The sequence below is a fragment of the Alteromonas sp. 4NS20-0143 genome (assembly GCF_057542855.1).
The window spans coordinates 690,440-715,929 of the sequence record NZ_BAAJLR010000002.1; the positions used below are offsets into that span (position 1 = coordinate 690,440).

Here is a 25,490-nt window from a genome sequence, read left to right on the forward strand (position 1 = left end):
TTTTCTTATCTCGCGCTTTACAACTCTAAGCCGCCCTAAAATAGGCGGCTCTTAGCGACGCGACTGGTCATACCTAAAAATAAATGTCATAAATTTAAGAATAGGGGTAAACATTAAGTAGTTGTAGTCGATACATTATTTTAATGTCCCGTAATAAAAATGCACACTAAATATGCTCAACGCTAAGCCACACCATAAACAATGAGGTATATTTTGAACGGTTTGCGAGGTAATATTGTGGAAAAGAAAAACAAAAACACCCATCAGGAGTTCCGATGAAAATAACCGTAGCCACTCGCGTCATTGGTGGATTTGTAGCGATAAGTGCGCTGCTCATTGTTGTGAGTATTGTGTCCCTCGTCAACCTCAACTCCATTGGTTCAGCAACTGAAGAAGTTAACGACGTCGCTCTGCCGAGTGTTGCGGGAAGTAATGCGCTTAAAGCGAGCTTCCTGAATATGGGCCGACTTACCTTCGAAAGTTATATAGAAGAAGAGCTATCTGGTCTGTCAGAAAAGCGTAATTCATTCAATGCCGCACAAGATACCTTTGATTCTGAGTACAACCAGCTAGCGCAAGCTGTCAGCAAAGATGCTGAGCTACAGGGCTCCCTCAATTCAGTTCGCGACGCCTATGAAGCCTACACCAAGAACGTAGATGCTATGTATGCCAATCACAAGCAGTATCTTGATCTGCGCAACACCATCGCGGACCGTCTAGGTGACGCAGAAGATAATGCTGATGACGCATCAACCTACCTTCTCGATTTTTCTGATTTAGACTCGGTTCAGCGTATTCCTGAGCTGCGCCGTGCATCTGAAATTGGTAGCGAACTTGAAACCTCTCTTCTGTCTTTGCTCACTGTATCTTATGAGTACATTAAAACGCAGACACTACAACGCTCTCAAACACTGGGTAATGAAGTTGATTTAGTTGTCGACAAGGTGGTTACTCAGTTAAGTGAAATGAACGCAGCTGCCGATGGCCGCGACGATTCTGGAACCCTTGATGATATAAACGATTTAGTCAACGACGCCATCAACGCTATTAAGGCGAGTGATGGTGTGATGCAGCTTCACGTAGACAGACTTGAGCGTCGTAATGACGCAGAACAAGCGCTGAACGCCTCTGACGCTAACATAAATCAAGGTACGTTGGAGCTAAGCCGTTTATTGACCTTAGCTGACAAGAAAGCCAGCGATATAGAAACACAAGTAAACTCAGCCATCACTACGGGTAACACTTTCGTTATTGTTGTTGTACTTGCGTCAATCGCCGTCGCTGCATTTATCGGTTACATCACCGTTCGCGCTATTACGCTTCCGCTAAGCCGAGTAAACGAGCTACTTACCGTGGCGTCCTCTGGTGATCTTACTCATCGTCTTGATGATTCTGCTCAGGATGAATTTGGTTTACTAGCAAGAAACTGCAACACGCTTATCGGCAATTTAAAAGAGCTTATCACTGGTATTAATGTTCGTGCAGAGCAATTAGCCGCTGCATCGGAACAAACCTCGGCCGTGACTGCGCAAACGACTCACTCCATTCAAGATCAGAAGTCTCAAATTGGTCAGGTCGCTACTGCCACCACAGAGATGCATTCTACGTCTCAATTAGTTGTGCAGAGCGCTGAAGATACACTTAGCCAAATTCGTCATGCTGACAAAGAAGCAGAAAACGTTCGCTCAATCTCCCTTGAAAACAAAAACACCATTGAGATATTGGCGAAAGACGTTCAAGACGCTGCCGACGTTATTAACAAGCTACATCAAGATAGCGCGAGCATTGGCGGTATCCTTGATGTGATTCGTGGAGTTGCAGACCAAACTAACCTGCTTGCACTAAACGCTGCCATTGAGGCTGCTCGTGCTGGTGAGCAAGGCAGAGGTTTCGCGGTGGTTGCTGACGAAGTAAGAACCTTGGCAAGCCGTACGCAGCAATCTACGCAGGAAATTAATGCCATGATTGAAGTGCTTCAGGCAGGTGCTGAACGTGCAGTAGCTGTGATGAATCAAGGTAAAGAGCAGACTGCGGCCTGTGTTTCACAGACTGAGAAAGCAACGCAGGCGCTTGATATCATCTCTGATGCGGTTCACAGAGCCCATGATGTCAGCTCTCAAATTGAGCAGTCTGCCCGAGAGCAAAATACGGTTTCACAAGAAATCAGTCAGAAGCTTGAAACTATTGTAGGCATTGCTGAAGAGACTACCGCAGGTGCTCAGCAAACCTCTGAGTCAAGCCATGAGGTTGCAAGGCTTGCTGATGAACTTCAGCAGTCTATTCGCCAATTTAAGGTGTAAATTACCATCTAATAATGCGAAAAAGCCCCGTATTAACCTTGTTAATGCGGGGCTTTTTATTGTAAACGCTTTTCTGCATCCGTCATCTCTATCGCCATCCCCCGCCCTCGCCAGCTAAATGCAATCTAGTTGCCATCTACATCTGCGCAGCTATGTGACCAAATACCGATGCAACAGCGTATAAACTGCAAATATCACTAACGTATAGCATCACCGTGAAACTTCTAGCGCTTACCTTACTTTGTGGATTACTCATGTCTAGCTTCTCCGCCCGTGCCGATAAAACCTATTATAAAGACAGCGAAACCATCGCCTACAAAACGATTGACTCTCTTGCAGAGGAAATTGAAGTGAGAGAGTACCCTGCTTCTCTTGCGGTAATGTCGAAGGGTAGCAGCGACAATGGCGCATTTAGGCTTTTATTTAATTACATCTCTGGTGAAAACAAAGCACGCAGTGAAATTGCGATGACATCACCGGTAGAAGTGGGTAACGAACAGGTAGAAAGTGCAAAAATCGCCATGACGTCGCCCGTTGAGGTTACCTCAAAAAACACCATGATGTTTTTCCTGCCAAGTAAATACAACGTGGATAACGCGCCCGTCCCCTCACACCCTGCGGTATCATTAGTTGAAGTTCCACCAAGAAAAGTGGCAGTAATTCGCTACTCTGGATTCAACAATGACGATAAGCGACAGGCATATGCCGAAACGCTACTGAGAACACTTAAGGAACAGGGTTATGACATTGCCGGTAAACCAAGTTACCTAGGCTACGACTCACCATTTACCCTACCTTGGAATAAACGTCACGAGGTCATTGTTCCGGTAAAATAAAGCAGTGTAAGTAGCGCTCTGCATGGCTATAGAGAGATAAAAAAACGGCCCGAAAAAGGGCCGTTTTTGATGTGTTTTTTAACTACTCGCTCTTAGCTACAAGCTTTACCTACAAGCTTTTACTCACAGGCTTTTAACCACAAGTACAGAGCAGATAGTGAGTACTTACCCTACACGGAAATCCTATTCGAACAGCGCTCTATGAAGTTTTCTCACCACGTCATCGCTATTCGTTTCGTTAACTAAAAACGACAAATTGTGCGGGTTAGCGCCAAAGCAGATCATGCGTAGATTAAAATCTGATACCGCAGCTAAAATTTTACTGGAGACACCCACCGCGGTTTGCATGTGGTTACCTACCACTGTGACCAAGTCGTAACCCTTCTCAACGGTAACGTCACAAATTGTTTCTAATTCAGCAATGGTCTCTTTATTAAGACGTTGAGCAACAGAGTTAGCCGGGTTGTCTAACGTAAATGACACAGAAATTTCAGATGTCGTCACCAAATCAACACTTAACTTATGCTTGGCAATAATAGCAAACACCTGCTGCAGGAAGCCCTGAGCGTACATCATCTTAGGTGTTTTCACCGTCACCATCACTTGCTCTTTACGGCGTGTAATCGCTCGGTAGGGCGGCTCAAATTCGCAGTCGCGAACAATCCAAGTACCGCCTTTCTCAGGCTCTTTGCTTGAACCTACAAACACCTTAATGTCTTTGCGCAGCGCCGGTTCCATTGTAGCAGGGTGAAGTACCTTAGCACCAAACGTGGCCATTTCAGCCGCTTCTTCAAAGCTTAACTCAGGCAGTGGCCGTGCGGTATCGGTTATGCGGGGATCTGTGGTGTATACACCAATAACGTCGGTCCATATTTCACAAGCTTCGGCATTCATAGCTTCTGCAAGAAGCGCAGCGGTAAAGTCAGAACCTCCTCGCCCAAGCGTAGTGGTGTTGCCATTTTCGTCTGCACCGACAAAACCCTGTGTTACCACAATGGCGTTTTCAATTTCAGGTGCAAGCAGCTGCTCTGCCAAAGTGGCAATTTGCTCAATGTGTGGCGCCGCTTCTCCAAACTCGCTGTCCGTGCGCAGTACTTTTCTCACGTCAAAATTTATCGTTTTCACGCCTTGCTCAGCAAGTACCGATGAAAACATAAGAGAAGACATTCGCTCGCCCATTGAAAGCAATTGGTCTTTTAAGTCATTGCGATGCAAAATTTCTTCGTGAAACGCTAAAGCGCGGACTTCCTCTAGAAGATCATTCAGCTTAGTTTCTACCGACGGTTTGTCTTGTAACTTGTCGAGTATGGCAAGCTCGATGTCAGTGATAGCTTGGCATGTTTCATCTATCTGCTGCTGCGTCATAGGGGTATGAGCCAAGCTAACCAAGTGGTTAGTTACGCCCGCTGATGCGCTTACCACAACGATACGCGTATTCTTATTACCGGCAACAATTCGAGCACAGTTTTGCATTACAGTATAATTGGCAACACTGGTTCCGCCGAACTTAGCTATCGATAAGGCATTTGTCACTTTATTTAACTCCAGATTAGCACCAGTTTTTCACTGGCGTACTGCGCATTGATATAGCGCAGCTTAACGATGAATTGTTATTTGGTCTCCAACCTTCACGTTGTGATTGGCAAACCACCCTTGGTTCATTTCCAGTGCGTACAGTACCTTTTTCGATGAGCCTACAGATTCTAGGCTATGAGGCATCAAAGGTTTTATATCAGTAATGACACCGTTTCTGTCGATAAATGCTACGTCTAAGGGTATAAAAGTGTTCTTCATCCACATACCCGCGTACTTCGCGGTATCAAAGGTGAAAAACATTCCACAATCTTCACATAATTCTTTTCTAAACATAAGCCCCTGAGCACGCTGCTCAAAGGTTTTTGCGTACTGAACGTCGTATTTTTTATCACCCATGGTAATTGAGATACGATCAAAACTGACTTCATTCATTTTAGCGACAGGGTCCACCTGCGCTTGCACGCAACCAGCCGATAAGCAAATAACTATTAATACAAAGAGAAGCTTGTCCATTAGACGTTCCTATAAGCGTAAAAAGTCGCCAAATTCGACTTATTATTGGATAAGTAGTTTATACACTAATCTGGGTAACATCCAATGGTGCAGTTACCTCAAAAACTTCTCAGTAACGGTGCACTCGTTGCAACGCCAAAAGATAAAAATGCTTCATTTAACGCAATTGACACTTCGCATAGCAACTCAGGTTCATCCACATATGACGCGGCAGAAGCAACCACATCTATGTAGGAGTCGTTTTGTTCGCGCATAATAGTTAGCACCTTTTGAATATACTCTTGCTGAGTCTCTTCATCCATGACGAGATGGGCTTCTTGATAAGTACGGATTAACGCAGCAATCGCGTCTTGCTCCTGTGCCCTCAGTTCGGGAGAAACGGTTCCTTCATTGCCATAGCTGTTTTCGTCAGGAACCTCTTCAGGATACGTAAACGAGGCACACGCTAGGGGAAAATCTTTTTGCAGCGCTTTCATTTGGGCTATTTGCGAGTGCCAAAATTGAACCACTGCCTCATCACTTGCTGTCGAAAGATACATTGGCAATAACTCATCGTACAACAAGACCCGAAATTCATTGCTAATGTGGTTTTGGCTTTTACCCGTCAGCATGCCGGCTAGATTAATGTCGATGGCTCGCTGGTATGCGTCAGGGTCGTGCTGCTTCATCGCTACCATAAAATCTAGCGTTAAAAGACCAGACTCTATTTCTGCTGGTGTTATCGAAGAATCAGACCCTAAACCGCTTATTGGATATAAACTTGAGTCTACAATATCGTTAACAATGTTGGCATTGAGTAGCTCTTGGGGCGTCGGTACCCAAAATGTGTCGTTAGGAGTACGCATTACCTTTTTAATAAACCAGGCAGGAAGGTTTTCGCCCTCGTACGCTTTTTTCATATCAGCGCCGAGCTCTGTGTTGTCGTGGGCCGATGCAGTCCCAACACCAGGCGCATGAAACTTGAGCTTACCATTTTCACCAAGCGTTCTTTTTGCCCCGGCAACAAAAAGTAAGGTGCAGGCGGATGCACATTCAGTTTTCACGTAAGTCTCTACACCACTGCGTTTAATGGTATCCATCATGCGTATTGCAGCAAGAATTCGACCGCCTTGGCTATGAAGGTGAATGCGATTTATGTTTGGATACAGTGCAAATTGCTCTTTGAGCAGTTCGTTTGAGCCAATTTCGATGTGACCCATTAGCTCCAAATCATAGCCATCATTGAGTACTCTGAATTCGGTTTTTTCATAGGGTCCATCACCCACCAGCATTTCAATACTGGCCTTTATCAGTGGAAACCCCGTGTTATACATGGTGAATGAAAAGGTAAGTAAGCTAATACCCAGCATAATAATCGCAACATTTGCCCATCCTGAACGGCCCGTTCGCAAAGGGTGCTTTAAGGCGGTTCTGAATAGACCAACGGACTGCCATGTAACGACAGTAATAATAAACGTATAAAGTAAAAGAGAAAGCCCTCCTAACTGCCACTTAGCCGTTGTTTGCTCCATTGCCACTGCTATTAGCGCGTTAAAAGCATAGATGAGTAGCGACGTCGCAATACCAACAACCCAATAGCTCATTGGCAGCGATACCTGGCCCCGCCAATATCGAATAAACCAGTTTGGATGGAGTGTTTCCACGAGAGGTGTGAAGCCGTTTTGTGATTGGCTAAGTTGCCCGGCATTCTCTTGCTGCACGCTTGGGCTATCGTGTCGTGAGGCAATTTCTTTTAGTATCAGCTTCACACGCTCTGGATGCGCTTCTTTATCGATATTTGATAAGGCATCGTTTAGCTCGTAAAGCGAGTATTTAGCATAGTTTGGATGGTCCAAGTTCAATTCCATTTGTTATTTTATTTTGATGACGTGTTTAGATGGAGTGCTTTATTGCGCGTTTTGGTTACATGCATACCCGCACTAACAGGACAGTAAACCGCCTTTAATATACCGAATAAGCGTGCCCTATCACAGTTAACAAATAGCGGTGGCTCAATGCTCTTTAGTCCCTGTTCTTTACCCTACACGATGTACACCCTAATCTAACTCATTTTCTATAATATGCTGATACTCACGAATTCGCTGCACGTACCTTACAGGCTCTGTACCGCGGGCGTAGCCATAGCGTAAATCTTTGTAATATCGCTTTTCGCTAAGTAAGGGCAATACTTGCTTCATATCGGCCCATTTATGGGGGTTCAAATTAAGTTTGCGCGCCAAAGTTTGCGCATCGTGTAAATGTGCACGGCCTACGTTATATGCGGCTAGCGCAAGCCAAGTGCGATCAGGCTCTTTCACTTCATCAACAAATCGGTAGGTTCTGATTTTAGCAAGGTAGCGCGCGCCACCAAATATACTTTGCTTAGGATTTAGCCTGTTTTTCACCCCTACTTCTTTGGCTGTTTGTTGTGTCAGCATCATTATACCGCGAACACCTGTAGGGCTTATTGCATCAGCTAACCAATGGGACTCTTGATACGCTTGTGCCGCTAATAAGTGAAAGGGTAATTTGTACTTTGTTGCAGCGTCGCTGAAATACTGCGTGTATTCAGGAAACCGCTTTTCAACTCGGCGAATAAACGTACGCGTATCCACATAGTCAAACACCTCAAAAAAACCGTAATATTGGTCTAACATGCTCTCTAAACGACCGCTTTTTTCGTATTCGAGATACCAGTTATCGAGTTCAGCACTGAGTCCTGCGCTAGATTTATGTAACATCCACGCTAAATTTTCGCTTCTTGCAAGGTTAAAAGGAGCGATTAACTCTGGGAAGTATCGACGGTTAAGATCAACAATATTGGAGTCGGCCACACTGCAATCAATTTCCCTCTGCCATACCTTGTAAAGAATTTGCTCGGTGGATAATTCTGAGCTCTCCACCCAACTAAGCGTTGGGTATTGTTCCTGTAACTCTTTAAGTCGCTCACTGTAGGCAGTGCCCTCAGCCACCATTATGTTAAGCCCTATTAACTCATCTATGGTTTCTGGCTGGACATTATCTCGTCGGCAAACCACCTGCTGTGTAATGTCTTGATAGTTAGGCCCAAACACAAACTCCTTTGCTCTTGCTTTTGTTTGAGTGAGTCCCGCCGCAGCAATATGCCCTTCTTTGTTTCTCAACGCTGCTATCACCGCTTGTATAGAGGGTTTTTCAATTACCTCTAGCTCAACACCTAAATGAGAGGAAAACGCTTCGGCCATATCAAACTCTGGCCCTTTAGGCAGAATATCTCGCCCTATAAAGTATGTGGTGGGAGCATTTCGAGTAATCACTTTTAAGACGCCTGACGCCTTAATTTGTGAGATGAGTTCACTTGATGCGATATCTGAATTTTCGGGCTTTTTTCCGGTCTTTTGCTCAGTATGAACAGCAGAATTATCTTCCTCACTGCCATTCGGTGACTTTTCACATGCGGCAAGTGAAAAAACGATTACAGCGAAAAACAACATTTTCCATAAAGACTGCATTACGACTACCTTATCTATCCTGTCTTAAGCTTCAAAAGCAACGTTACCAGTTTGAGCAAGGCGCTAGTTAAGAAATACAACCGTATAGCACATATCTCTATTTTGCAATTTAGCGGTAATATGCGCGTTCACTTCACACTACCTTTCAATCACACGCCCTAGTTAACATTAGCCGTTGAAGTTTCTGGCAAATCTTTTTCAGGGCGAATATGCATAAAGCTGGCAAAACGAGGTTTTCCCGAATTGGTATACCCATAAAATTTATACGTAACCCACTCACCAATCTCTGGCGGGTGTTGCCTCTCGTTGTTTGAAAATCCGCTACCAAGTTTAAATTGAACGCCATCGCCCCGCTCTACTAACAACGAGCCCATCATGGTTTTAAATTTGCCCTTTCCCTTAATATGGGCAATGACCTTTGCCTCGCTATCCTGATGGCGCTTCAGTTTAAGTAAATGGGCGCTGCGACCATCAACATATCGAGCCTGCCGATGGTGAAGCATAAGCCCCTCGCCACCGGCATCGGTTACACTATTTAACTTAGCCTGTAAAGCTTCATGGGTGTGCAGCACAAATTGAGGCATTGCCAGTAGCGCAGGGCTGTTTACTTCGTCAGTAAGTCGCTTTATCTCTTGCGCTCTTTGTTCAAAAGGCTGCATGAGCAGCGGCATATCAAACACCATAAATTTTATTTTTTCCCAGCGCTCGTCAGGAATGTCAGTAAGCACAATAGACGCTGTATCTTCAAACTTACCTCGAGCAAACCACAGTTCGCCATCTAACGTAGTGTTTGGCCAAGCCCGCGTAAACCACTTTGGAGCATGGATAACATTACCCTTTCGGGTTAGAAGCTCTGTTCCTGTCCATCTTGCACGAATGCCATCAAGCTTTTCACTTATCAAATAATCACTAAGTGCTACAGTATGGTGAGACGCGGTGTATAAATTTGCCGTCTGTGTAGGTGCGCGCTGATGAACATCACCGAGCGTCTCGGCACTGACGCTTGCGACCGCTGCTATCCATACCAGTACCCCTAATGTCCATTCTAAAAATAATGCCAGTTCTAATTTGCATGGCATAAATGCCAGTGCATTCCCTCGTTTACTTGTGCTCAAGCCTCAATCCTTAAAAAACTGTTTAGTCAGGTTCAGCGTATTGATATTAGAGATTTAATATACTGTGCTTCAGGTGGGTTTTACCTGTTGTTCCTTAACTTTGCACAAATCAGTGAATGGAATTAAGGTGGAGCGAATTAAATGAAAACGGATATGAATATATGAAAGCATTTAAAATACAAAAAGCAGTTATCAACAGCCTAACCGCGCTCACGGTAGCAGCCTACGCGCCATTGTCATTGGCCCATGACTTTTGGCTTGAGCCAACGCAGTTTCATTTTGAGGAGGCATCGCCAGTAGCAGTGCAGTTTAAAGTAGGTCATAAAGAAGACATTGATAGCTGGAATTTAACGTGGGATAAAATAGTGGCTCTTCGCAACTACACCTCAACAGGAGTTGAGGATATGGCAGCAGGCATTATTCCCAAATCTAGCTTGCTACCGGGGGTGGCTAAAACCTCTACGCTGCAAGCAGGCAGTTATATTATCGGCTTTGAAAGCTATCACAGTGTGAGCGTACTAAAAGCAGACAAATTTAACGACTACGCTAAAAAGGAAGGGCTTAAAGAAGTTGTTGAATATAGAAAAGACAAAGGCCTTGAAGGTTACGATGGAGAAGAGCTGTACTCCCGAAAAGCAAAAGCGATTGTCCAAGTGGGAGAAACACTTACCGACAACGTTACCAAGCCTATTGGTCATACACTAGAAATTGTCCCCCTTAGCCACCCTTTCACACTAGGCGAAGATAACACCCTCACCGTTCAAGTGCTTTTCAAAGGCAAGCCTTTACAAGATGCATTAATAGATTCAGTTCCTCTTAAAAATGCAACTCACGAAACCCAATCATTCCTCACTGATGAGAATGGGCAAGCTACATTTACATTCAAAGAGTCTGGCGCAGTTAAACTAAATTGCGTGTGGGGAGTGCCGCTTCAAAGTAATATCAAAGCTGACTTTGAGACGTACTTTTCAAGTCTTACGTTTACAGTAAACCGTGAAAAATAATGCAATGAAAGTGCGCTGACGCTTCAATCCGCCATCTCGATATTGAGTGGCGGAGATCAAACCACAACCTGCCCTAATTAGGATGAGGCCGACAGCTTTTGCTTGTATTCACTGGATAGCCATTGTGACGCTTCATCAAAATCGGTGAAAAACAAATAATCCATAAGTTTCAATTCAGGGATTCTTTGAAACATCATTCCACGGATAACAGGGCCTTTGTATACATACGCCTTGGCTATTAGTCCCATTTCAGGTAGGCGATTTACAATGTGTTTTACCATATCAAACGCTTCAGGCGTTGCCCCTTCAACCTCGCTTATATCTGCAAGCAAAGCAAAAGGTTTCATGTTTAAACCCATGACTAACTTAAAAAGGTGCTCGCGATACTCTTCTGCACTACGCTCATTAAAAATGCCGTAAAGCTTGCTGGTTATAACCCCATTTTCATAACATATTGATAGGGTGCTTAGTTTCTTCTGCATCGCCAACCTTTATCGTTCTATACCAATGCAATAGTAGTCGATAGAAAGCGTGAAATAAATTAACTCACTAATGTTTAATTTAAACATGGGCGTGTTGATCTTTGTTGTACATTTTTGCAGCGGTCTGTGAGCTATTTAGACAAGAAAGATTTTAGAAAAGACAGCTTCTTCAAGAAAAAACATAGCGTTCAATGAGTGTAGACAGCGCTTTGCTGTCCACGGGTTTGGTTATATACCCGCTCATTCCCGATGAGAGTGCTTTGTCTATCTCATCTGACACTACTGATGCCGTAAACGCGATAACGGGTGCGGTAACGCCTGCATCTCGTAGTACCGTTGTTGTTTCTGCACCCGTCATTTCTGGCATTTGTAAATCCATTAAAATCAAATCGAATGTTCGTTGAGCCGCAATAGTTAACGCCTCATGCCCACTACTTGCAAGCGTAACAGTTACCCCTAAGTCTTCTAACAACGATTGCGCTACCACTCGGTTAATCTCATTGTCATCGACCACTAGCACTGAGCCTTTACTCATACCCTCAGCATGTATTTCTTGGCCAATGAAAAGAGGGCTTTCTACGGGTTCTGTTTTTGGCTCTAACTCACTATTCACTGTTTCATCCTGCAAGGTGAACGCTAATACAAAGCTAAAATCACTCCCCTTACCTTTTTCACTGCGTAAGGTGACATTGCCGCCCATTGCCTCGACTAAACTCTTCACAATTTGCAGGCCTAAGCCTGTTCCTCCATGAGTGCGGTTTATACTGCTATTTGCTTGAGTAAACGCGCCAAAAATATCGGCTTGCTCACACTGCTCTATCCCTTCTCCAGTATCGATGACAGAGAACTTTACGGCTTGCTCACGGGATGAGGCAGTAACACACTCAACCACTAAAGATACACTCCCCTGTTGCGTAAACTTAATGGCGTTACTAATTAGGTTATTCAGTATTTGCGATAAGCGAACTGCGTCACCGAAAACGTGGGCGCTAACGTCATCAGCAATACTTAAGTTAAGGGCAATATTTTTGTTTTGCGCAAGTTGAGAATAAAACGATACACAGGATTGCACCGTGGAAACTAAATTTACCGGCGTTGATTCTAGAGAAAGCTTTCCCGCATTGAGTTTCGAGACATCCAATACATCGTTTAATATACGATTTAACGATATCCCTGACTGTTGAATTCGCTCTAGATTTGGCCTAGCGCTTTCGCTTATTTCTTTAGACAACACAACGTCAGTAAGCCCAAGAATTCCATTTAGGGGCGTACGTATTTCGTGGGACATAGTGGCTAAAAAGCGAGCCTGTGCTGCAGATGCCTTTCGCTCTTGCGCAAGAGCGTGGTTAAGTTTTATTGTTTTGGCATTACTTTCAATTAATGCAGCTTCCAATCGGCTCACCAACTGATAGATAAGTATTGATACCACAACATTTGTAATGCATAACCTTACCCATACCGCATGGTCGTATTCTCCCTCGTAAAACGGTACAAGAAAGGTACTGCCTGCGATCACTGCCATAGAAGCCACTCGCCATTTGCCAGAAAGAAACACAATGGGAAATATCGTCATCAAGGGAAGCAAGGATGCCGGTAAAAGGCCATTACTTACAACTAGGTAAGGTGCAATAGGGCATGCAACTATTGCCCACAGCTTCGCAATTGATGCGTCAAGGTCTGAAAAATACAGCGCTGCGCAAGACATGATAAGACACCAAATACCAATACCGAGCGCAACAACAATATTGTCAGGGCGGGCAACCGCAATAACCACGATAATAACTAGCGAAAACCCCAGCATTAGTCGAAAACCGGTTTTGCGAAGTGACAGTGTTACTGTGTCAGCAGAATTATTTAGGTGAGCGTTTTCCGTAGGTGCGTTATCGGCAGATGCTTTATCTATAGGGGCTCTGTCTACAGGAGCTCTGTCTACAGGAGCTTTGTCCACAAATGCTTTTGCCATTAAAACCAGTTATCCAACGCTTAAAAATCGGTATGCGTTTGAGTATAGGTGAAAAGGCTAATATGTAAATTAGTCGTTAGTCACGGTAAGTGGCGTGATTGATGCTGTATATCGATGCTACATATCGATGCTATATAGAGGCATTCTTTCTTTACGTAAACGCCGGTCAGAACGTAACAGAAAAGCAAAAAAAAGCCCCAAAACTGGGGCTTTTTATAAGTTAGCTGTATTTCAATAAAACGTTTTAGATTATACGTTTTGAATCGCTACGTCTGGCGTGAACTTAGGCGCTACGGCCATATCTTCAGCAGGTGGTGCGAAGTCTGTTAGGTTAATACCCTCAACCGCCGCTTTGTACTCGTCCATAGTTGGGAAGCGACCAAGCACGGCAGATAACACTACCAATGGCGTTGAGCCTAGTAGTGACTCACCTTTCTTCTCGTTAGAATCGGCAACAACACGACCTTGGAACAAGCGCGTTGAAGTAGCAATAACCGTATCACCAGGTTCTGCTTTTTCTTGGTTACCCATACAAAGGTTACATCCTGGACGCTCTAGGTACATGATGTTGTCATACTTAGTACGCGCAGACTCTTTTGGCTTATCGTCGTTAAACTCAAAACCAGCGTACTTGGTAAGGATATCCCAATCGCCTTCCGCTTTTAGCTCATCAACAATGTTGTATGTTGGTGGTGCAACAACAAGTGGTACGTTAAACGACACACTGCCATTTTGCTTTTCTAAATTGCGAAGCATTTGAGCGATAATCTGCATGTCACCTTTGTGAACCATACAAGAACCAACAAAGGCTAAATCAACGGTTTTGCCATCGTAGAAAGACACAGGGCGAATAACATCATGGGTATAACGCTTAGAAACGTCATCGTTATTCACGTCTGGATCAGCAATCATTGGCTCGTCGATTTGGTCTAAATCAACAACCACTTCTGCGTAGTATTTTGCGTTGTCATCGGGTGCAAGAGCCGGCTCTTCGCCCGACTTGATTTCAGCAATACGCTTATCAGCAAGGTCGATAAGACCCTGAAGCATGTTCGCATCGTTGTCCATGCCCTTGTCGATCATGATCTTAATGCGTGTTTTAGCAAGCTCTAGTGACGCAATCATCGTCTCATCATTTGAGATACAGATTGACGCTTTCGCTTTCATCTCAGCCGTCCAGTCAGTAAACGTGAACGCTTGGTCAGCAAGCAAAGTACCAATTTGCACTTCAATAACACGACCTTGGAACACGTTCTCACCGCCAAATTGCTTAAGCATTTGCGCTTGCGTTGCGTGAACAACATCGCGGAAGTCCATGTGGCTCTTCATTCCGCCTTTGAACGTCACTTTTACCGACTCTGGAATTGGCATTGCCGCTTCACCAGTCGCCAGTGCTACCGCTACCGTACCCGAGTCAGCACCGAACGCGACACCTTTCGACATACGAGTATGTGAGTCACCACCAATGATAATAGCGCGATCGTCAACAGTAATGTCGTTCAATACTTTGTGGATTACGTCAGTCATTGCATGGTAAACCCCTTTAGGGTCACGTGCCGTGATTACACCAAAGTTATTCATGAAAGACATAAGCTTAGGAATATTAGCTTGCGCTTTCTTATCCCATACCGATGCTGTGTGACAGCCAGACTGGTATGCACCGTCTACAAGCGGAGAAATCGTTGAAGCTGCCATTGATTCAAGCTCTTGGCATGTCATCGGACCGGTTGTATCTTGTGAGCCTACAATATTTACTTTAACGCGAACGTCTGAACCAGCGTGAAGCGGGGTCTCAGATTTAACGCCTACCGCATTGCGGTTAAAGATTTTTTCAACAGCCGTTAGGCCTTGGTTCTTTTCTGATACTTCTTTGGAGCGCGCGTACACTTCAGGTACGTCTGTACCTAACACTTTCGCTGCAAAAGTTTGTAACTGCTTACCAAACGTTACCGCGTAAGAGCCACCCGCTTTCATAAACTCCATTTTTTGCGGAGTGAAAGCGCTTGATATATCAGCAAGTTCTTCTGAACCGTTGTACAGCTTCTTCGCTTTAGTATCGATAGTTAGCACGGTGCCAGTAGCAACAGAGTATGCTTCTTCTAGCACTGGGTCGCCATTAGCATCGCGAACTACTTCACCGCTAGCATCCGTCTTTTTAACCCAGTTTTTAAGGTCTAAGCCAATACCGCCAGTAACGTCTACGGTTGTTAAGAAGATTGGAGCGATACCGTTAGTACCTGCAACCACTGGTGCTTTGTTTACAAATGGAATGTAAGGACTTGCTGCCTCACCGGCCCAAAGTGCAACGTTATTCACACCAGACATGCGCGAAGAACCTACGCCCATTGTGCCTTTTTCTGCAATTAGCATGACTTTGGCATTCGGGTGCTTTTTACCTAGCTCAACAATTTCTTGCTGTGCTTCAGGGGTAATCATGCACTGACCATGTAGCTCGCGGTCTGCACGAGAGTGCGCTTGGTTACCTGGAGACAGTAAATCAGTAGAAATATCGCCTTCTGCAGCAATGTAAGTGACAACATCAATTTTTTCTGGAACGTCAGGTAATTTAGTAAAGAACTCTGCTTTTGCGTAGCTCTCTAGAATCTCTTTTGCTATTGCATTGCCTGCGTTGAAAGACGCTTCTAAACGTTCTGTGTCAGCTTCGTATAGGTAAACCTGTGTTTTCACTACTTCAGCAGCTGGCTTCGCAACCGTTTCGTTATCTGAAAGTGCCAAATCAAGAAGCACTTCAACAGACGGGCCACCTTTCATATGAGAAAGAAGTTCTAATGCAAACTCAGGCGTGATTTCATCAACCTTTTCTTCGCCAAGCACAATTTCCTTCAGGAAAGTCGCTTTTACGCCAGCAGCGCTAGTGGTGCCTGGAAGGGTGTTGTAGATGAAGAACTTAAGAGAATCTTCGCGATGCTCATTACTTGTGTCTTTAATTTGAGCAATGATTTCTGATAGTAAATCAGCACTATCAATGGGCTTAGGGTGTAGACCTAATTCCGCTTTACGGGTCTCGATTTCTGCCAGATATTCTGAATACAAACTCATAGGGTTCTCTCGGTCATAGTTTTACGTGGGCGTAGTGTTAAGTCGGTCTTAGCTATACGCATATAAAATTGATGCTTATTTTAACTGATTTTTGCTCGTTACGTAATCTTTGAAGTAAATCAGACCATGTGGCCAGCTGTCGTGTTTCGCTAACATTAACACTAGCCGCAACCGCGTTAACGATGTACCACAGATGGGAAAACCTAAATTTACTTTCTATTATTCATGCACTTGCGAAAACTAAGGGCAACACTTTGTGCATAAATCCCTCAATCCACTCTCACGCGCTAAATAAGCAATGGTGTTACATTTATGTCAGACATTTTTGCTGGTTATGGTTGTACCAGTTCAAATAATACACAAAACACCTCAATAAAGTGCCATCGGGCCTTGTTAATCCCTATTAGGGCACCGCCTAGTTTACAGGCGAAATTCTAATGACTTTCCCTTTCTCCCCATCGGTAAGAAGTAGAATGTCGCCGTTAATATCGATTGCCACATCTCTTAGGCGAGTTTCTATTTTATCTAGCAGCAATCTCGCGCCTTTCACCATGCTGCCTTTTTTCAGGTTTTCTAATGGTACCGCGTATACGCGCTTTGTTTTAAGTGCTGTAACAATCGCCGTGTTTTTCAAAACCGCGAATCCGCCATCGTTATAAATAGCCATTGATGAGGGCGCTATTGACGGTGTCCAATCAAGCAGTGGGTTTACCATGCCGTCATAGCGATCAAAGGGGGAGATTTGCGCACCTGAATAATCAACGCCTAAAGTCACCACCGGCCACCCATAGTTATTACCACGCGTTACTCTATTAATTTCGTCGCCACCATCTGGCCCGTGCTCGTTAAGTAAAATATCGCCACTTTGGGTGATAACGAGCCCTTGGGGATTCCGATGCCCTAAGGTATAAACATACGGGCTCTCAGGGAAAGGCGCATTAGCGAGTGGCTCACCGTTGATAGTAAAACCCAGTACTTTTCCAAGATGCGAACTTACTACCTGAGCCTGCTCCCGATAGTCAAAACCATCTCCAGAGGTCAGCAGGTATTCCTCATTACCTAAACTTAGCAATTTAGCGCCGTAGTGCACAGGGGTGTCTCTAAACGTATTAATTTCAAACACTGGCTGAATATTCGTGACACCGGATGCTGAGGAAAACTGGCCAGATACCACCACCAGTTTATTCTCTGAGTCTGTTCCTTTTGAGTAAGATAACAACAGCGTCGATGAAGTATCAAAATCGTCAGCGGGGATAACATCTAACCAGCCTCCTTGTCCTTTGATATAGAGACCCGGCAGGCTAACCTTAACTCTAGATTGCGCATTTGATTCACTGATAATGGCTAACTGTCCGTCACGTTGAGTAACCAAGACAATCCCACCAGGCAGTACTTCAATGGACTTAGGAAATGAAAGCCCATCGATGACTACGTTTGTTGAATATTGGCTCTCTTTGAGCAATGCCTCTTTTGACGCTGGCTCCTTAAGCAATAACTCCTTTGGCTGTGACTTTTCCGATATGGCTTCTTGGGCCTTTATGCTTATAGGCAAGCACGCTATCAGCACTGTACTGGCTACAATCAGTGCGCTCGTTATCTTCATATTCACTCTCGCGATTGGTTTCTTTAATAACACTATCATGGTATACCCGTTTCATACGCTAAATTTATACACTCTCAATATGGTGCTTAATGCTCGCCTTTTTACGACATACTTTTTTTCGTTTTACACCTGCTTGGATTATCGCTTTTGTTTTCGCTAGCGTATTACATTCTCACTTTGTACTGTTTGAATTGACGGCACTTAACATCGATATTCCTGCGCCTGAGTGGCTGTCCATGGTGGTAGACGATCTGTTTGGTTTACTGCCAACCTACGGTGCCATTATTGCAGTCACACTGACGCTAAGCTTTTTCATCGCAAGTAGACTTAACAGCCTCCTTGAAAGGCGCGCTCTCACTCTGACAAAAAATGGCACCGCGAGCATCTTTGGCACCGCAGGTATCTTTGGCGCCGCAGGCATCTTTGCCGCCGCAGGCGTCTTTGCCGCCGCAGGCGCTATCGGCTTTTTAATTATGCTAGCAGCTATGCAGCCTATTTTAGATGTGACACTTATAGCAGGCGCTAGAAGTCACCTAGGCATTGCAGCTCAATGCATTGCTGGCTTTGTATCTGGCTTAGTCTACGGCCGCTTACGCTAAGTCGCAGTGATAGTTCACCAACAATAACATTACTTTTATTTATAATAATTTATAAACCAACAAAGATGTAAATGAAAAGTTAACTTTGCTAATGTTACGCTATTATTGAATAACTGCGCCTTATTAGGAACAAGCAATATGATAACTTATCCAGAAAACGTAACCTGCTTAGCTGATTATATCGAAAGTGTATTAACGAAGTTTGCTGATAGACCCGCATATACTGCACTGGGGCAAACGCTTACGTTTAGCGAGATTGATGAGAAATCATCCGCACTTGCCCGTTACCTTGTTAATGAAGCCAAGCTTGAGCCTGGCTCTCGTGTTGCGATTCAGCTTCCAAACCTTATACAAAACCCTATTGCAGTGTACGCAGCCCTTCGTGCTGGCCTGGTGGTGGTTAATACCAACCCGCTCTACACTGAGCGTGAAATGAAGCACCAGTTTACAGACAGCGGCGCCACAGCACTTATTATTCTTAGCGACTTACTTCCTAAGTATGACGCAATTAAAAGCGATACCAATATTCGCACTGTTATTGCAACGTCTGCCACCGAATTGCTAGATCCTAGCTCGGCACCGTCTATCGAAGGCACAGTATCACTATCTAGCGCCATCGAGACCGGCGCTAAAACCGCAGAGTTCAAACGCCCAGCGGTAGAAAAAGATGAATTGGCCATGTTGCAATATACCGGCGGAACCACGGGGGTAAGTAAAGGGGCGGCACTGAGCCACAATAACGTGTTAGCCAACTGCATCCAAATGCTCGACAGAATAGGTCAGCAGTTTAAAGACGGCCAAGAAGTTGTCGTGTGCCCCTTACCGCTTTACCACATATACGCCTTTACGGTGTGCATGATGGCGCTGTTTTCAAAAGGCAGTCAAATTGTACTTATCCCGAACCCAAGAGATATCGATGGCTTCATTCAAACGCTTAAGCCACATTCAATAACGGCTTTTGCTGGCATTAATACGTTATTTGTTGGGTTAGGTCGCCACCCTGAATTTGCTAAACTCGACTTCTCAAAACTACACCTAACTATGTCAGGCGGCACTGCATTAACCCAAGCAGCGGTTTCTATTTGGAAAGGGGTTACCGGCAATACTATTACGGAAGGATACGGCCTGTCTGAAACTGCACCAGTGGTATCGTTTAACATCCCTGGGAAGGAAGAAATTGGCACCGTTGGGCATGAGCTTGAAGATACCGAAGTCGCATTGCTCGACAGTTATGATAAACCTGTTGGAGAGGGAGAGTCAGGCCAAATCGCAGTAAGAGGCCCGCAGGTTATGCTAGGGTATTGGCAGCGCGACGATGAAACTGCAAAAGTAATGACTGAAGACAACTTCTTTAAAACCGGCGACATAGGCGTACGCACTGATTCAGGCGCGATAAAAATAGTCGACCGACTTAAAGACATGATTATTGTTTCAGGCTTTAACGTTTATCCCAATGAAATAGAGGAAATTCTCACCTCCCACCCCGACGTTATGGAAGCCGCGGTAGTTGGCAAGCCAGATGAGAAAACAGGTGAACGAGTTTGCGCCTTTATTACCGTGAGTAACGATATCAAAGTGGAAGACGTTACCGCCTTTTGTAAAGAGCAGCTCACTAACTACAAGGTACCTAAGTCTATTGAGATTTTAGAAGAGCTACCTAAATCGACGGTGGGCAAGATTCTTCGCCGCGAACTTAGAGACAAAGGTTAAAATTAAAGGGTAAGAGACAGAGATTAACTCTACCTCGAACTATGGCATGTCGCTGACGATTTCAGAGGCATGCCGTGTTAACTCATGCCACATTAACTCATGCCATATTAATTCACTTCCCCTTCCCAATACCGCTGCTCTGTAACACCCCTAAATCTAAGCAGCCGAATTTAACCTCTCAGCATTAGGGCGAGTTGGCCTAATTAAAAACGAGACAATAAGCGGTAATAAGTTGATGCAAGTAGCATTTATCACTATAAATAACCTATAGATAATATAAAAGATTACCGCCTATGCTTTCCACGTCGTTTACCTTTGAATCGCTTGAAGAAATCAAAACTCATCAGAGCGCGCTAGAACAGTTTAATCCCTCTTTGATTATCCTTTATGCCGCACCGGCATTTTTCAAAGACAACTCACGTCCAACGGAACGCTTCAGCACGATTATTGAAGACCTGAACCATATTACAGCTAACATTGTGGGTTGTAGTACGGCAGGTGAAATTAACTCCGACCAAGTTTCAAACGACACTATCGTTATGATTGCTATGAAATTTGAATTCGGTAGCTCAGTAAAGGTTCACACCTCAACACTTACCAGTATGCAAAATTCCTTTGATACCGGAGAAAAGCTGGGACAACACATCAAGCCGGAAGGTTTAAAGGGTATTTACGCACTAGCACCAGGGCTTGCCATTAATGGCTCGGCACTTATTCACGGGCTAGCGCATTCACTTTCCAGTGATGTAAAAATAAGTGGCGGCCTCGCTGGCGATAACGCCTCTTTTGAAAAGACCTATATTATTAGCCCTCAGGGTATACGCGAGGATACCGTGGTGGCGGTATGCTTTTATGGCGACAACCTATCTTTTGGCTATGGCGCATCGGGCGGATGGCGCTCTTTCGGCCCGTCTCGCAGCGTTACAAAAGCCAAAGAAAATGTCCTCTACGAATTGGACAACACGCCAGCTTTAGCTATCTACAAAGAGTATCTGGGTGAATATGCCGCAGACTTACCTGCAAATGGCTTACTGTTTCCATTAGAGGTAATCGGCGAAGATCAAAAAGGGACTGGCCTTATCCGCACCATACTTGGCATTAATGAAGAAGATGGCAGTTTAATACTCGCCGGAGATGTGGAAGAAATGCAGTACGTAAGGCTTATGCACGCTTCTACCGACAACCTGATTGATGGCGCACAACTCGCCGTGTCTAACGCCTTAACAGCCCCGAATTCTCAGCCAGCACATAGCGTGGCATTAGTGACCAGCTGTGTTGGCAGAAAGCTGGTGATGGGCGACCGCGTTGAAGAGGAGCTGGAGTGTGTGCAGGAACATTTACCGACGAACACCTGCATTGCTGGTTTTTATTCCTACGGCGAAATTTGCCCTTTTAATAATCAATCTGATAGCAAGCTTTACAATCAAACCATGTCAATGACGCTAATTCAGGAAGCAACCTCTTGAACTCATTGCTCACTCGCCAGCTGAGAAAAGCATTCGGATTGAAAAGCAACGAACAGCTTGAGCAATGGCTATCGTCTTTAGATGACACACAAACCAGTGAAATGTCTCAACATGCGTTACAACGGGGGTTAAAACACCTTATCAAGCGGGTAGACGATTCTTATCAGTTTCACGAGCGTGATATCACGCTGCGCGAGCGCAGTCTAGAACTTAGCTCTAAAGAACTTTTTGCCGCAAACGAACAAATACGCAATGAGCTAGTGGTGCAACAGAAAGTAGTGGATACACTGCGCTCTTCTGTGAACTTGCTATTAGTCGATCAGAACAAGCCTCCTATCAAAGATAATCTTGCCAACATTTCCACGCTATCAGAAATGATGCTTGAACTGACGAATGAACAAAAAGCAGTGGAAAGAAAGGTACAGCGCGCACTGGACGATGCAGAAAGTGCAAATAAGGCAAAAAGTGAATTTTTAGCCACTATCAGCCATGAAATAAGAACGCCTATGAATGCCGTCATTGGCCTCACTCATTTGGCACTCGATACTGAAGATGCAGAAAACAAACAGGCTTATCTAGAAAAGGTAAAAAAGAATGCGGCCTACTTGCTCGACCTTATCAACAATATTTTAGATTTATCAAAGGTGGAAGCAGGCAAAATTGACGTTGCTAATGACACTTTTTCACTAACCGATACAATAGAAAAATTGGCTCATGTGTTCCAGATAAAAGCGAGCGAAAAGCACCTTCAATTGCTGTTCGATATACGCATAGACCCACACCAGCCGTTTATAGGTGATAGTGAGAAAATTTATCAGGTGTTGCTTAACCTGTTAAGCAATGCAGTGAAGTTCACTTCCACCGGCACTATTATAATGACCATATCAGCACGGGCTGAAGATGTGTTTTTTAGCGTTGCTGATACCGGCATGGGAATCAACGAAAATAGTAAGGCTAAGCTGTTTGACGCTTTTGTACAGGCCGACACATCTATTTCCCGACAATTTGGTGGAACAGGGTTAGGGCTTACTATCTGTAAAAGTCTTGTACAGCACATGGGCGGCCAGCTAGATTTCACCAGCGAAGAAGGAAAAGGCAGCGAGTTTTATTTTTCTTTACCTATTATCAAAGATACTATCACTTCCCCCCTTGTCACTGGCCAAGCATCTATAGCTAATTCAGATTTGGCTTCAGATTTAGCTTCAAACCTTGATTCAGGCCTTGCCTCTAAAGCAAAGCCTAAGAAAGTGTTATGCATCAAAAGCTGCCCGTCTGTTGCCCAAGGATGCGTAATTTTAAAACAAACGCTGCACCGACTGCACATCGATTGTGAAATTATAGACAGTACCCAAGATACACTTCCAGATAGTGCAGATACATCGGTGATTTTTTTACCTGACGGCAATGAAGCATGGCAACGCTTTATCACTCAATTGAAAATGGGTGAGTTTACACACCTCAACTTATGCACAGTAATAAGCTCTCGTGCAAAAGTGAACGTAATGAACAAGCTCAAAAACGCCCATGTTGAAGACATTGATGTCATTGAACTCCCCTTTACCGATTTAGACCTCTTAGCGACTTTTTCTCCATCAAATGACCATAAAATAAACCTTCATCGCGACGGTCTAGAAACCAACAAGTGGCGTAAAAGGCGTCTTACCGGCAAACATGTTCTTATTGTTGACGATGACACGATAAGCATTGAAATAAGTCAGCAAATACTGCGAAACATTGGTATGAAAGTAACCTCTGCATTAACCGGAGAACAAGCTCTCGCTGTGTGTGATGAGAGTGACTTCGATGCCATACTGCTAGATTGCCACTTACCTGATATGTCGGGGCAAGAGGTTGCTAATAGACTTTCCATGAAGGATGGGTGGTCGGCTCCCATTATTGCGCTAAGTACCGATGAATCAGTAGCAGCGAGAGAGAAGGCCTTCGAATCTGGGATGTGCCAATACCTAGTGAAGCCTGCTATAGCAGATTTCATTATCCATGCCATCGATAAACATATTCACTCAGGTTACACAGACATCAAAGCACCGCCCGCTGACAATGTTTTTTTAACGTCGTTAAGTAGTTTTTATGACGCCTACAAGCATCCTTCCATAATAACAACATTGCTCGATATTGCTGAGAGTTCAGAAAACACCATTCCGGCGGGCTCGCCGCTGATAAGCCAAATGCTAGATGATACAAAACGAATCGGTGCTTTTTCGCTACATCGTTACTTAGTTGAGCTACTCAATAAACACTTTGAGTCGCAAGAAGGTATCAAGCATGCGATTGTCACCCTATCTCAACACCTCGACGCCACCCTTCGTCTTATCGTCCATACCCTTGAAGTTGAGGCAGCGGTTCCAGCGGTAGCTTCATCACAAGAAGCGAAGCAGCCACTGATAGAGAGTATCCAAGAGCTCATGCTGCTGTTGGAATCTTTTGACGCTCAAGCAATAATGCAAATCGAAGACATACGCAGAGAGTACCGCGATAGTGAACACCTCGATTATATCGACAATATACAGCAGCTTTGCTCTGTGTACGATTTTGAACACGCACTTGAGTTTTCAGATCAACTATTGGAAAGACTAAGTAATGAGAAGTAATTTGCAGGTAACCAAAAAGCAATTTAGCGTACTCGTGGTTGACGACGAGCCTGCGAATATAGATTTACTTAGCGGGATCTTGGGCGCTTTTTACGATATAAAAGTGGCTCCATCAGGGAAGATTGCACTAAAAATTGTACAAAAATACACACCAGATCTTATTTTACTTGATGTCATGATGCCTGAAATGGATGGTTTCGAGGTGTGTCGAAGACTTAAATCAGATAAGCGATTATTAGACATACCCGTTATTTTTGTCACGGCACTGATTCAAGCGGCGGATGAAGAAAGAGGCTTCGCATTAGGCGCAATCGATTATATTACCAAACCCATTTCCCCCAGTATCACCCTAGCCAGAGTAAAAACGCATATCTCCCTCGCCCATCAAATGCGAACGACAGAGGAGTTAGTAAAACAACGCACTGCTGACTTACAGCTTAGTCAGCAAAGCGCTATTACTATGCTTGCCGCTGCGGGGCATTACAACGATAACGACACAGGCCATCATATATGGCGCATGGCCGCGTACAGTAAATGTCTAGCGCTAGCCAGTGGATGGGACTATGACCGTGCAAACCTGCTCGCTCAGGCCGCGCCCATGCACGATACAGGAAAAATAGGCATTCCCGATAACATATTAAAGGCGCCTAGAAAGCTTCACGCTGATGAAATGAGCATCATGAAAACCCATGCTGCAATAGGTCATAAGATACTTTCCCAAAGTAAGACCCCACTGTTTGATATGGCCGCTGAAATTGCGTTGTGCCACCATGAAAAATGGGACGGCTCTGGTTACCCAAATGGTCTTGAAGGAAGCGATATTCCACTTAGCGCAAGAATAGTCGCTATTGCTGATGTGTTTGATGCACTTACCATGAAGCGTCCCTACAAGAAGGCTTGGGCTAATGAAGAAGCATTTGATTATATTCTTAAAGAGTCCGGTAAACACTTCGACCCCAACTTGGTAGACGTATTTTTGGATATACAAGAAGACCTACTCAAAACCAAAGCCTATTGGAACAGTCTTGAAGCCAGAGGCATAATGCCATCGGTCGCTACTTTTTTACCCGACGAACAATACTAATACCAGTCCACCACAAAACAAAAAGACCACAAAGCAGTGTCTGCTTTGTGGTCTTTTTCAGTGTTTTAATAAGTAGCTAAAAACGATTACAGTTAGCGTACATTGGTCTAGCTAGTGCCTTGGTCTAGCTAGTGCCTTGG

At 44.4% G+C, this 25,490-nt stretch carries 17 protein-coding genes; 8 read left to right on the forward strand and 9 right to left on the reverse strand.

What is annotated here, in order from left to right:
• The first annotated feature begins 275 nt into the window (after positions 1 to 275).
• Together AC27HD_RS06760 and AC27HD_RS06765 are read left to right on the forward strand one after the other, a co-directional pair.
• Positions 276 to 2,300 (forward strand): HAMP domain-containing methyl-accepting chemotaxis protein, encoded by a 2,025-nt coding sequence (locus AC27HD_RS06760; protein ID WP_032096310.1) that lies wholly within the window; start codon positions 276 to 278, stop codon positions 2,298 to 2,300.
• Positions 2,301 to 2,554: 254 nt separating this feature from the next.
• Entirely contained in the window at positions 2,555 to 3,136 is a 582-nt protein-coding gene (locus AC27HD_RS06765; RefSeq protein WP_032096309.1) for an SOUL family heme-binding protein, read from the forward strand.
• A 183-nt stretch (positions 3,137 to 3,319) separates the two neighbouring features.
• Here the strand turns inward: AC27HD_RS06765 and lysC are convergent, their stop codons facing one another.
• The 5 genes from lysC to AC27HD_RS06790 form a co-directional block, all read right to left on the reverse strand.
• On the reverse strand, positions 3,320 to 4,669 hold the full coding sequence (gene lysC, locus AC27HD_RS06770; RefSeq protein ID WP_032096308.1) for a lysine-sensitive aspartokinase 3: 1,350 nt from the start codon (positions 4,667 to 4,669) through the stop codon (positions 3,320 to 3,322).
• Between the two features lie 63 nt (positions 4,670 to 4,732).
• A complete protein-coding gene (locus AC27HD_RS06775) occupies positions 4,733 to 5,185 on the reverse strand; it encodes a DUF192 domain-containing protein (RefSeq protein ID WP_032096307.1) in 453 nt (150 codons plus the stop codon).
• A 98-nt stretch (positions 5,186 to 5,283) separates the two neighbouring features.
• Positions 5,284 to 7,032, reverse strand: a complete 1,749-nt coding sequence (locus AC27HD_RS06780; RefSeq protein ID WP_487104585.1) for a hypothetical protein — start codon at positions 7,030 to 7,032, stop codon at positions 5,284 to 5,286.
• 189 nt (positions 7,033 to 7,221) lie between these two features.
• Entirely contained in the window at positions 7,222 to 8,655 is a 1,434-nt protein-coding gene (mltF, locus tag AC27HD_RS06785) for a membrane-bound lytic murein transglycosylase MltF (RefSeq protein WP_487104587.1), read from the reverse strand.
• A gap of 158 nt (positions 8,656 to 8,813) precedes the next feature.
• A complete protein-coding gene (locus AC27HD_RS06790) occupies positions 8,814 to 9,770 on the reverse strand; it encodes a DNA ligase (RefSeq protein WP_152561548.1) in 957 nt (318 codons plus the stop codon).
• A 161-nt stretch (positions 9,771 to 9,931) separates the two neighbouring features.
• Between AC27HD_RS06790 and AC27HD_RS06795 the strand changes: the two genes are divergently transcribed.
• On the forward strand, positions 9,932 to 10,774 hold the full coding sequence (locus AC27HD_RS06795) for a DUF4198 domain-containing protein (protein WP_052010200.1): 843 nt from the start codon (positions 9,932 to 9,934) through the stop codon (positions 10,772 to 10,774).
• A 77-nt stretch (positions 10,775 to 10,851) separates the two neighbouring features.
• Here the strand turns inward: AC27HD_RS06795 and AC27HD_RS06800 are convergent, their stop codons facing one another.
• The 4 genes from AC27HD_RS06800 to AC27HD_RS06815 all read right to left on the reverse strand — a co-directional run bounded on the left by AC27HD_RS06800 (position 10,852) and on the right by AC27HD_RS06815 (position 17,882).
• Entirely contained in the window at positions 10,852 to 11,256 is a 405-nt protein-coding gene (locus AC27HD_RS06800; RefSeq protein ID WP_032096305.1) for a hypothetical protein, read from the reverse strand.
• A 169-nt stretch (positions 11,257 to 11,425) separates the two neighbouring features.
• Positions 11,426 to 13,219 (reverse strand): response regulator, encoded by a 1,794-nt coding sequence (locus AC27HD_RS06805; RefSeq protein ID WP_487104590.1) that lies wholly within the window; start codon positions 13,217 to 13,219, stop codon positions 11,426 to 11,428.
• A gap of 249 nt (positions 13,220 to 13,468) precedes the next feature.
• Positions 13,469 to 16,279, reverse strand: coding sequence for a bifunctional aconitate hydratase 2/2-methylisocitrate dehydratase (locus AC27HD_RS06810; protein WP_487104592.1), 2,811 nt, complete (start codon positions 16,277 to 16,279; stop codon positions 13,469 to 13,471).
• A gap of 415 nt (positions 16,280 to 16,694) precedes the next feature.
• A complete protein-coding gene (locus tag AC27HD_RS06815) occupies positions 16,695 to 17,882 on the reverse strand; it encodes a PQQ-dependent sugar dehydrogenase (RefSeq protein ID WP_487104594.1) in 1,188 nt (395 codons plus the stop codon).
• An 89-nt stretch (positions 17,883 to 17,971) separates the two neighbouring features.
• On the opposite strand from AC27HD_RS06815, the gene AC27HD_RS06820 reads away from it, so the two are divergent.
• From AC27HD_RS06820 to AC27HD_RS06840, 5 genes are all read left to right on the forward strand, one after another.
• Entirely contained in the window at positions 17,972 to 18,481 is a 510-nt protein-coding gene (locus AC27HD_RS06820; protein WP_487104596.1) for a hypothetical protein, read from the forward strand.
• Positions 18,482 to 18,619: 138 nt separating this feature from the next.
• Entirely contained in the window at positions 18,620 to 20,191 is a 1,572-nt protein-coding gene (locus tag AC27HD_RS06825) for an AMP-binding protein (RefSeq protein ID WP_487104598.1), read from the forward strand.
• Positions 20,192 to 20,484: 293 nt separating this feature from the next.
• Positions 20,485 to 21,657 carry an FIST signal transduction protein gene (locus tag AC27HD_RS06830; protein WP_487104599.1) on the forward strand — a complete coding sequence of 391 codons (1,173 nt, stop codon included), beginning with the start codon at positions 20,485 to 20,487 and terminating at the stop codon, positions 21,655 to 21,657.
• A complete protein-coding gene (locus tag AC27HD_RS06835) occupies positions 21,654 to 24,266 on the forward strand; it encodes a hybrid sensor histidine kinase/response regulator (protein WP_487104601.1) in 2,613 nt (870 codons plus the stop codon). The genes AC27HD_RS06830 and AC27HD_RS06835 overlap by 4 nt, the downstream gene beginning before the upstream one ends.
• Entirely contained in the window at positions 24,256 to 25,350 is a 1,095-nt protein-coding gene (locus AC27HD_RS06840) for a response regulator (protein WP_349378078.1), read from the forward strand. The genes AC27HD_RS06835 and AC27HD_RS06840 overlap by 11 nt, the downstream gene beginning before the upstream one ends.
• Positions 25,351 to 25,490: the final 140 nt, after the last annotated feature.